This is a genomic window from Bacillus sp. BB081 (assembly GCF_008368895.1).
In the GTDB taxonomy this organism is placed as follows: domain Bacteria; phylum Bacillota; class Bacilli; order Bacillales; family Bacillaceae_G; genus Bacillus_A; species Bacillus_A wiedmannii.
Genome location: NZ_QOZX01000117.1, coordinates 1 through 9,996, shown reverse-complemented (window position 1 = coordinate 9,996; position 9,996 = coordinate 1). Strand labels below are relative to the sequence as shown.

Annotated in this window: 12 protein-coding genes; 1 reads left to right on the top strand and 11 read right to left on the bottom strand. The window is 35.5% G+C overall.

The window, feature by feature from the left end:
* Window positions 1–192: 192 nt before the first annotated feature.
* From pcp to DN394_RS28295, 7 genes are read right to left on the bottom strand one after another with little or no spacing between them, the layout of a single operon-like run.
* Entirely contained in the window at window positions 193–840 is a 648-nt protein-coding gene (gene pcp, locus DN394_RS28325) for a pyroglutamyl-peptidase I (RefSeq protein WP_098209081.1), read from the bottom strand.
* Between the two features lie 15 nt (window positions 841–855).
* Entirely contained in the window at window positions 856–1,818 is a 963-nt protein-coding gene (locus tag DN394_RS28320; protein WP_046959846.1) for a DUF979 domain-containing protein, read from the bottom strand.
* A 1-nt stretch (window position 1,819) separates the two neighbouring features.
* Complete coding sequence (locus DN394_RS28315) at window positions 1,820–2,515, bottom strand: DUF969 domain-containing protein (protein ID WP_000593393.1); 696 nt, start codon at window positions 2,513–2,515, stop codon at window positions 1,820–1,822.
* 21 nt (window positions 2,516–2,536) lie between these two features.
* A complete protein-coding gene (gene pxpA, locus DN394_RS28310; protein ID WP_098209080.1) occupies window positions 2,537–3,298 on the bottom strand; it encodes a 5-oxoprolinase subunit PxpA in 762 nt (253 codons plus the stop codon).
* A gap of 18 nt (window positions 3,299–3,316) precedes the next feature.
* Window positions 3,317–4,306 (bottom strand): 5-oxoprolinase subunit C family protein, encoded by a 990-nt coding sequence (locus tag DN394_RS28305; RefSeq protein ID WP_098209079.1) that lies wholly within the window; start codon window positions 4,304–4,306, stop codon window positions 3,317–3,319.
* The gene (pxpB, locus tag DN394_RS28300; protein WP_098705374.1) at window positions 4,297–5,010 is read right to left on the bottom strand and encodes a 5-oxoprolinase subunit PxpB; all 714 of its coding nucleotides are present in this window, start codon (window positions 5,008–5,010) and stop codon (window positions 4,297–4,299) included. The genes DN394_RS28305 and pxpB overlap by 10 nt, the downstream gene beginning before the upstream one ends.
* 14 nt (window positions 5,011–5,024) lie before the next feature.
* A complete protein-coding gene (locus tag DN394_RS28295) occupies window positions 5,025–5,777 on the bottom strand; it encodes an IclR family transcriptional regulator (protein ID WP_098705373.1) in 753 nt (250 codons plus the stop codon).
* A gap of 187 nt (window positions 5,778–5,964) precedes the next feature.
* Here DN394_RS28295 and DN394_RS29160 point away from each other — a divergent pair, with 187 nt between their 5' ends.
* Window positions 5,965–6,120 carry a hypothetical protein gene (locus DN394_RS29160; protein ID WP_170958651.1) on the top strand — a complete coding sequence of 52 codons (156 nt, stop codon included), beginning with the start codon at window positions 5,965–5,967 and terminating at the stop codon, window positions 6,118–6,120.
* Between the two features lie 196 nt (window positions 6,121–6,316).
* Here the strand turns inward: DN394_RS29160 and DN394_RS28290 are convergent, their stop codons facing one another.
* The 4 genes from DN394_RS28290 to DN394_RS28275 all read right to left on the bottom strand — a co-directional run bounded on the left by DN394_RS28290 (window position 6,317) and on the right by DN394_RS28275 (window position 9,922).
* Window positions 6,317–7,150, bottom strand: coding sequence for a DNA alkylation repair protein (locus DN394_RS28290; protein WP_098209077.1), 834 nt, complete (start codon window positions 7,148–7,150; stop codon window positions 6,317–6,319).
* 153 nt (window positions 7,151–7,303) lie between these two features.
* Window positions 7,304–7,855, bottom strand: coding sequence for a signal peptidase I (lepB, locus tag DN394_RS28285; RefSeq protein ID WP_098084616.1), 552 nt, complete (start codon window positions 7,853–7,855; stop codon window positions 7,304–7,306).
* Window positions 7,856–7,878: 23 nt separating this feature from the next.
* Complete coding sequence (locus tag DN394_RS28280; protein ID WP_098209076.1) at window positions 7,879–8,556, bottom strand: copper homeostasis protein CutC; 678 nt, start codon at window positions 8,554–8,556, stop codon at window positions 7,879–7,881.
* Window positions 8,557–8,779: 223 nt separating this feature from the next.
* Window positions 8,780–9,922: a stage II sporulation protein P gene (locus DN394_RS28275; RefSeq protein ID WP_149294450.1), complete on the bottom strand. Its 1,143-nt coding sequence runs from the start codon at window positions 9,920–9,922 to the stop codon at window positions 8,780–8,782.
* Between the last annotated feature and the right edge of the window lie 74 nt (window positions 9,923–9,996).

Genomic DNA, 9,996 nt, shown 5'->3' with positions numbered 1-9,996 from the left:
TTATGAAAAAACTTAGTACAATTAACAACTCTGATGATTATCCCTTATCCAAGTCACACTTTACTAATATCAAAATCTACTCTGTTTGTTTTACATAAAAAATAGTGTGATATTCTTTATCACACTATTTTTAAATGATTATTTTGTATGTCTTTGAGTTTGTCAGCCCTTCTTAATTAACATCCTTTTTACCTAATGCGTCGCGCCCCCAACCTCTACAATATCTACCTCAACTTTCATCGTTACCTCAACCGCCATTTCTATCCCTTTACGAATAGTAGAAAGAGCCATACTCGGCTGCCCTGGATAGTTACTCGCTTGTTCTGGTAAAAACGGAATATGAATGAATCCGCCTTTTATTTTCTTATCCTGTTTCTCTAGTCCATGCATGAGACCATAGAATAAATGATTACAAACGAATGTACCTGCTGTTTGTGAAACGGAAGCTGGTATACCTTCTTTTTGCAGTCTTTTTACAATTGCTTTCATCGGAAGTGTAGACCAATAAGCAGCTGGTCCTTCTTCTACAACCGGTACATCTACGGGCTGATTTCCTTCATTGTCAGCAATTCTTGCATCATCAATATTAATTGCGACACGCTCTATCGTAATATCTGGTCTGCCCCCAGCTTGTCCGATACATATAATCATTTCTGGGTTTAGTTCTCCTATATACTCTTTTAAAACTTGTATTGATTTATGAAATACGGTTGGAACTTGTTTACTAATAATCTTGTATTCTCCGACTGTTTTTTCGTGCAAACTTTTTGCGACTTCCCAAGCTGGGTTGATGCTTTCTCCGCCGAACGGATCAAATCCTGTTAACAATACTGTTTTCATAGTTTTCCCTCCTAATTAGAAACGATATACAAGGCCGTACATAATAAACATATTTATGATAAAGATTGAAAGAGCAATTGGTACTTGTGCTTTAATAACTGCATTTTTATCTTTTAGTTCTAAAAGCATCGCCGGAACGATATTAAAGTTTGCTGCCATTGGCGTTAGTAGCGTTCCGCAATATCCAGCAAACATACCGAGCGCTGCCATAATCGCGGGGTTTCCTCCGTGCATTTGCACAATTAAAGGTAAACCAATTCCGCCAGTAATAACGGCAAATGCTGCGAATGCATTTCCCATTACGACTGTAAAAAGCATCATTCCTAAACAATACGCCATAACAGCAACGAACGGATACTCTGTCGGTAATACTTGGCCGACTAAATCAGAAACGACTTGGCCAACACCAGACTTCGCGAAAATACCGCCAAGTGCTGCTAACATTTGTGGTAAAATGACAGCCCAGCCGACAGCTTGTAATAGTCTGCTTCCTTCTTGAACAGGCGTTGTTATTTTCGATTTTGTAATACGCATCGCCGCAATGAATGCAAGTAGTGCCCCAAGTGCTAATGCAACTAATGTGACTTTATCTGGATCAACAAGGGATACATTCCCCCATTTAATCTTCCCTAACGTTAACGTACCGATAATTGTAAAAATAGGAATTAATAGTGCAGGCATAAAAATTTTATTTTTTAATTTCTCCGCATGTTTCACACGTTCTTGTACTGGAACTTCTTTCTCCTCTGATTTTGTTACTTTATTTAATGAAGCTAACACGACCATAGCAAGCACAATACAACCAACGTAAAACGAAGGAATTACATTTCCAAATAAAAATGTAACTGCAAACAATGCCCAAAATAAGCTAGAACCAAATCGATTTGGATGTTCACGATCAAACGCAATACGAACAGCGATAAATGCAACGATTATACCTAATACATAATAGATTGTATCCATAGTTATGATGTTCATATTATATTGCCTCCTTCTCTTCTTTTCCTTCTGTCTTCATTGTTTTCTCTATATATTTATCAAACCTTCTAAACCTAATCCAGCTCACGATAAGTGCAGATATTGCAGTTGGAATACCCCAAAGCGCCATATCCCACACACCGACATGCATACCTACTGAATCGAAGAATCCTTTCATTAATAAAATCGCACCAGTCGCGATAAATATATCCTCTCCGAAAAACCAAGCTGTATTTTCCGCAGCTGCTGCGTTTGCTTTAATCTTTTCTCTTAATTTTTCAGGAAGTTTACCGTATTTCCCTTGCGCAGCCCCTTCTGCCATCGGTGCAACGAGCGGTCTTACTGTTTGCGCATGACCACCAATGTTCAGTCCAAGTGCTGCTGATGATTCTCTTATCGTAAAATATGACATTAATACTCTTCCAGTTGTTGCGCCTTTTGATTTCGTTATTAGTGCTTCTGCTCTTTCTTTTAAACCGTAACGCTCTAAAATGCCGATTACCGGTAAAGTTAATATAATTGGCATAGACATATATCTATTTTCTATGAAAAATTTACCGAACATGCTGATCACATCATAAAAACTTAATCCTGAAACCATACCAGTAACAATACCTGCAACCATAACGACTAATAGTGTATTTAATCTAAATAAAAATCCGACTGCAACAAGTAGTATCCCGATTAATTTAATCATTCCAGCACTTCCCCCTATTTTTTATTTCGGTGCACAAATAGAAATACCATTAAGTTCGAATGTTCTGTATATTTTTTCCGCAAATTGGACTGCTTTCTCTCCATCACCATGTAAACAAATTGTTTGTGCTTGAACTGCTACTTTCTCTCCGCTCACCGCTCTCACATAGCCTTCTTTCACCATTTGAAGCACTTGCTTTATCGCTTCGTCTTCATTTTTTATGAGCGCATTTTCTTCTGTACGACTTGTCAACGTTCCATCTTGCTTATACGTACGATCTGCAAAAGCTTCTTGTACAAGAGTTACATTGTATTTTTCTGCAGCCTGTATAAACGCCTCGCTATTTGCTAATCCGTAAAGTAATAGAGTTGGATTCACATGAGAAATTGCCTTTGCGATTGCATTTGTAATTTCTAAATTAGTTGCTGCCATATTATATAAAGCACCGTGCGGTTTTACATGATGCATCTTCCCGCCAGCTGCTTTCACAAAAGCGTCTAATGCACCGATTTGATATAAAACGTAATCGTATACTTCACTTGCTGAAACATTCATGTTTCTTCTTCCAAATCCAATTAAATCAGGAAAACCAGGATGCGCGCCAATTGCTACGTTATGCTGCAGTGCCTTTTCGACCGTTTTCCTCATTACAGTCGGATCACCCGCATGAAAACCACAAGCAACATTTATAGAGGAAACGAACGGAAGAATTTCATCATCATTCCCCATTTTATAAGCTCCAAAACTTTCTCCTAAATCACAGTTTAAATCGATTGTCGTCACGGTATTTCCCTCCTAGTGTCAACTTCGTAAAGTGATGAATTTCTTTAATAGATTCATATTTACTTCTTGTTCTATGTACAATTGTTCCGCCTCCTCAAGCGTAATTTTCTCAAAAGATACATAGTCCCCCGGTTTTAACTGAGCAAGAAGTGGTAAATCTACTGAAATAATATTTCCCATTCTCGGATAACCACCTGTCGTTTGCCTATCTGCCATTAATATAATCGGCTGTCCTCCATTAGGAACTTGAATGGTCCCAAATGTAACCGGACTCGATAAAATCTCTTTTTCTTCCACTCTATTTAAAACTTCTCCTTCAACTCTATAGCCCATACGGTCAGCGTAATTAGATACTTTATATTCTTTCGTAAAAAATGCCTGTATACTTTCTTCTTTAAATTGATCATATTCAAAATCAGTTATAACGCGAAGCTTAGGGTACTTCTTATACTTTGGCAGTACGCTTTTGCTAATTGCCCATTTCGTTTTGATTTGCTCCTCCTTTTGTAAGTCTTGAATGAAACGACTCGCTATTTCTGAGTGCGTACCAATTTGAAAATAATCTCCTTTTTTCAGCATTCTTCCCTCAATACCACCAATCGCAGCACGTATGTAAGTACTTTTGCTTCCCATCGTACGATCAATTTGTATACCACCTGCAAAAGTCACATACGCTCTGCAACCGCTTTTCACTTTCCCAAAACAAAGCATGCTACCTTCTTCCGCTAAAATGGGACGCCACAATGGAATACGCTTCCCATTCAATAACGGCTCCATATCTGCTCCGCCAATCGCAAGTAAAGTCGTTTTCTTTATTAACAATTTAGGCCCCATGATCGTCATTTCGAGTCCCGCTTCATTCTCTCCATTACCGACTAACATATTGATCATTCGAAGTGCACTTTGATCCATAGCCCCGCCAACTGGTACACCGTATTGTTGATAATGAGATCGTCCTAAATCTTGGACTGTTGTAAACATTCCTGCATGCAAAACCTCTACATCCATTCTTTAGCCCCCTCAAGTGATACGTACTCTTCCTTCGTTATTGGGATAAATCGTAAATACATACCGCTTTGAATATAGGTTGGTGTTTCTTCTTCCGGATTAAATAAGGAGATTGGTGTTCGGCCGATAATATTCCATCCTCCTGGTGTTTCAAGTGGATAAATACCTGTTTGATTTCCGCCAATTCCTACTGAACCAGGAGCAATTTGTAACCGCGGTATTTCTTTTCTAGGTGTTTCTAGTTCTTTTGATAGTCCTCCTAAATACGGGAATCCTGGTGTAAATCCTAACATATACACAAAATATGTCGTTTCACTATGTATGCGAATCACATCTTCTACTTGTAAACCGTGATAATGTGCCACCTCTTCTAAATCAGGTCCATATTCTCCCCCGTAACAAACGGGTATAGAAATATGTTTCACATCTTGTTTCAGCTCTTCCTTATACGTATCTAATATTCCAGTTATGTATTGGCATACGTAATCATACGATCTTATCTTTCTATCATTTCCCTTCCATATTTCATACAAATTGTAGTAAACGGCTAATGAAGTAAACGATGGAACGCATTCAATCATTCCTACAAACGGATGTTGCTGCAGTGCTTGAAATAGTCGTTGCACTTTTTCGTAAGTATCCATCCCGATTTCTTCACCAAATGTAACAATAATTGCTTGATCCCCTAACGCAGAAAATTTCATCCCACTCCCTCTTTCTATGCCAAAAAGCCGAGTTCTTTCGAAATGCGATGTGCTGTTTCCTTCACCTTCGCAATAAAATATGAAATATTACTTTCGCTGTACTCAATTGCTAATCCCGAAATACTAATACCTGCTACAACCGTTCCATCGCTTGCAAAAATGGGCGCTGCTATAGCCGCTGTATGATTTTCTAACTCAGAGTAACTAATTGTGTGTCCTTCCTTTTTCGCCATTTGTAACACTTCTAGCAATTGTTCCTTATCCACAATTGTTCCATCTGCAAACTGTTTTAAATCTGTTTCCTCTATGTATTTCCGTTTCTCTTCCTCAGAGAAATACGAAAGTAAAATTCTCGGACATGCGCCAGCATAAAGCGGTGCTCTTCTTCCAACCGCTGTATACACGCGTACAGGCTGAACGCCTTCCATCTTTTCCACATAAATCGCGTCATTACCATCTTGAATAATTAAATTAACTGCCTGTCCTAAACTATTTCTAAGCTCTTCCATATATGGAAGAGCAATATTTCTTACAGATAATCTTTGTGAAACAAGTTGACCGAACCGTAAAAACACGACTCCTAAATGATATTTCCCCTTTTCGTTTTTTTGTAAAAACTCCATTTCTTCTAACGAGCCAATTAAACGATAAACAGATGTTTTCGGCATACTCGTAAGCTGAACCATCTCTGTTAAACTTAGCTCTTCATACTTATAAAACAACTCTAAAATATCCATTGTCTTAACTGCCGTTTTATTTATACTCATTCTATCTCCCTCTTGTTCCGAATTTCGGAACTTAAATTCCATTTTTCGAAACAAACGTATAATTTAAAATTATAAAATATTCTTTTAATTCTATCAATATTTTTTTCACGTACATAATCCAATATATTTTGTCCGCTATTAAAAAACACAAATAATATGTGATTTATATAGAATGAAAGGCTCTTGGATGATTGACAGAACTTTAACACGTGAAGAACGAACTACTAGTGAATGTAATTTATATTGGAGTGATTCGCTTCCTGACAGTGAATATAAAATTAACTTTAGAAATCACGACGGTTCAATTTGCAAAGTTCACATTGCTACAAAATTATTAGAATAAAAGTTACAATAAAAAAGTACAGAAGTTTAGATTTGAACTAATATTTGATCACCTTTCATTAATAACACTAATATAAAAGAAAATATAAAGAGCATGTATTGATTAATACATGCTCTTCTCCTAGTTATTCAAAATATTCTTTTTTTAACATGATTGATTGTTCCTTCGTACAACTAACAAGTCTATTAGTTACATATTACTTATTTTTCAAAATCGTTCTTTTAGCTTTTTTAATAATTCTACTCGTTGATTTTATGTCAGTATCCTTTGCCCATTCTTCACACAGGTTCATTACCCAATCCGGTTTCGTTTTACTTGCATCATTTAACCAGTTTCCAACCGAATCTTGTACATATTTTGATGGATCTGATTTAAGTAAATTAAGAATGGGAAGTGCTTTTTCAGGTTCTTGTTTTAATATTTCAATATGTTTAATCCATACACCTCGAGGACGAATAGATTCTACAGAGAACCTACGAATATTCTCATCTTCACTTTTTGCCCATTCTACTAACAATTCCACACTTTCTTCTATATTTTGTGAAAGATCTTCTCTAATAGACATCCAAGCGATTTCTCGAACACCAAAATGATGATCCGCCGCAAAAGGTCGAATGTACGTTAATATATCTTTTAATGTGTTATTTGATTTTTTATTCATAAATGCTGCCCAACATCGTACACTATCTGAAATATGATCAGATAATTTTAACAGTACATCTTCCTTGTTCCCTTCATTCTCTTTGAGTATAATTTCATCCAATAAAGCTCCTGTTATTCGTATGACTTTCATTCCTGTTTCAACGTTCTGTTTTTCTAATTCAGCTACTATACATTCCAAACTATTCTTGAGTCCTATTGAAGGTAAGACGTTTTTAAGTAGTTCAATATGATTTATAGCTAACCATTCTGTTAGATTAACACTTTCTACTTTCCCTTGCTGTAGTAATTGTAAGACCTCTTTAGGGATTTCGTTTACTTTCCTGGCTCCTTTCCTGTTTAAAATAACTTCTGCTTCTTTCGTTATCATTTAAATTCCCTCCTTGCAATACTATCTTCAAATAAACAGAGGCCATTTTGAAAAATAATAATCAAAATGACCTCTGTCTTTCTTACATGAACATTCAGTTTTACAAAAAATGTGATTTAAATCCACCAGAAGAATATTTCTCCCATACTTGCTTTATAATGCTCTTACTTGCTTCAACGGCCAGAAAACAGCTTGTCCTTTTCCGACAATTTCATCTTCTGAAATAAATCCGAACATACGACCGTCTTTAGAAACTTCACGATTATCGCCTAAAACAAATACTTGGCCTTCTGGCACTTTCGTTTTCCCTGTGATTTGTTCTAATGTAAAGTCTGGAGTTAATACACGGCCCGCCGCTTTTTCTTTAAATTCTTTTAAATATGGTTCTTCCATCGCTTCACCGTTTACATATAAAACATCATTTTTATACTCCACTGTATCGCCTGGTAAACCAATTACTCGTTTTACTAAATCATATCCTTCTTTTCCGTGGAAGACGATAATATCAAAGCGATCTAATCCACTTATACTATAACCAATCTTATTCACGAGAACTCGTTCGTTATTTTCTAAAGTGGGCATCATCGATTCACCTTGCACTAATGAAGGTGTAAATAAAACACCGCGAATAATTGCGATTAATACAAGGGTAAATCCTATCGTTTTAGCCCATGAGAATAATTCTTTCTTCGTATTTTCCTTCATCGTTTCTCCTCTTTCTTACGTGTTTATTGTATGATTTGAACTAATTCCTTTACTAAGTTAAGATCAATTTCAGAAAAACATGATTTTCCTTCTCTTACCGCTGTACCAACATGAGCTTGCGAAATTCCAGTTTCATCAAGCAATCGCTTTATATTTTCTTTCGTCACGCCAGCTCCAGCAACAAGTTGAATTTGACCATCGCTTATCTTTTGCATTTCTGTAAGCACCTGAATATTATCTACTATATTTCCTTGTCCACCTGAAGTTAAAACGTGAGTCACTTTATGAAACTTCTTTAAAGTTCTCATCGCTTCTACTGGATTTTCTATATCATCTATTGCACGGTGATATGTGACATTTATCCCGTCTACCACAGATAATAAATCCCCTAGTTTCTCTTCATCCACTTCATTTCGTTCATTTAATACACCTAATACAACACCAGCTACTCCTAATTCCTGAGCAACTACAATGTCTTCCTTCATCATTTCAATTTCTTCTTCCGTATATGTAAAAGACTTCGCATGCGGACGAATCATAACGTGAATCGGTATTTGTACTGCTTCTACCGCTTTTTTTATAAATGCATAACTCGGCGTTAAACCACCTTCTGTATAAGATGTAATTAATTCAATTCGCTTCCCGCCAGCTCGTTCAATTCGTTTCACATCTTCTAAACATGTTGCAATAACCTCTAGCATGAGATAACCTCTTTTCGTGCTTTTTTCTTATTATAACATTAGTAAAAATAAGAAACCTAGATTTCTCCTTTAAAACTATAAAAAGAAGAATGAAAAGAAAGATTTTTTCAATTGATGACGTTTATTGGTGATTTTATATTCTAAAAAAAGAGTAACCCCTAGAACTTCTGACTAGGTGTCACTCCTTTTTATTTTACAAAAACACTAGATTTCCCCTATACATTTAGTTCTTCTTAGTTACTTCATTATAATAGTGGCTAAACGCTTCTACTAATGCGTCAACTGACGCATACAATTCTTCTGGTGTATTATCTACTCCTCCCATTTCAATAAGTAATGCATTGGGAGAAAGGTCTTGATTATATACTCCATTCCCGCTTTTACGATCTTTAATAAAAATCCCTCGGCTTAAACCGTAATACTTCTCATCTAAATATGAATTTATTGCCGTTACTATTTTTTTATTTTTTTCAAAGTTAGGATTCTCTCGTCCCAATATAAAATACAGACGAGCATAATTCTTTCCGTTAATATTTTTTGTTGTAGTATTTTTTCGTGCATCATCTCTATGAAGGTCCATTGGAAACATAATATTTTTATCTTGTGCTAATTTATCTTGTAATATTTGACGGGACCCTTTGTAAGATTGAGCCCAATTTAAATTTTTATTTCGCAGAAAATCCCTCATATTCGTCGTATCATGTGAAACACCTATTCCTTTTTCTTCTAACTTTTGTTTTAAATAGTTTCCAACAAACGTAATATTCACTTCATTATTTGTACTGGAAGCATCATCGGGTACAGTAGCACCTGGAATAAGAGGAATAAACGATTCCCAACTATGTGTATGATAAATAAAAACTTTATTTTCACTGTTATTTTTTGTATTTGAATTTTCACCAGTAGAATTGTTTTCTTTCTCACTCTTTGGGTGCTCAATAGCAGTACCTTTATCTTTAATTTTATCTAAAGGAATACTAGATTCTTCCGGAATGTTCGTATAATCTGTTCCTTCCCCAGCAATTAATATTTCCGAATAAAATTGATTCATATTAGGAAGTTCCCTGGTTAATAAACTTCGGAGATCATTTACATTAATGTTTGTAGAAAGTGAAAGTAAAAAAGATTCCAAAGATGCTCGTCCTTTTTCTTTATGAAATTCTTCTGCAAAATAACGATTTTCACTTCCTATCATATACATAAGACCTTTAGTAGAATTCGTTCCTAATAACTGATTCATATAATATGATTTAAATACGCTAGAATTACTAGAAATGACGAATGAAGTGAGGATACATATAATCGTGAATAAAATACATACCACTACATATCTTACATTCAATACTTTCAGTTTCACTCTATTCATTTTATATCTCCCTTCATTTACTATATTCTTACGCATAATTTTTAAGTAATATGATTACTAATTTAATAGAATTG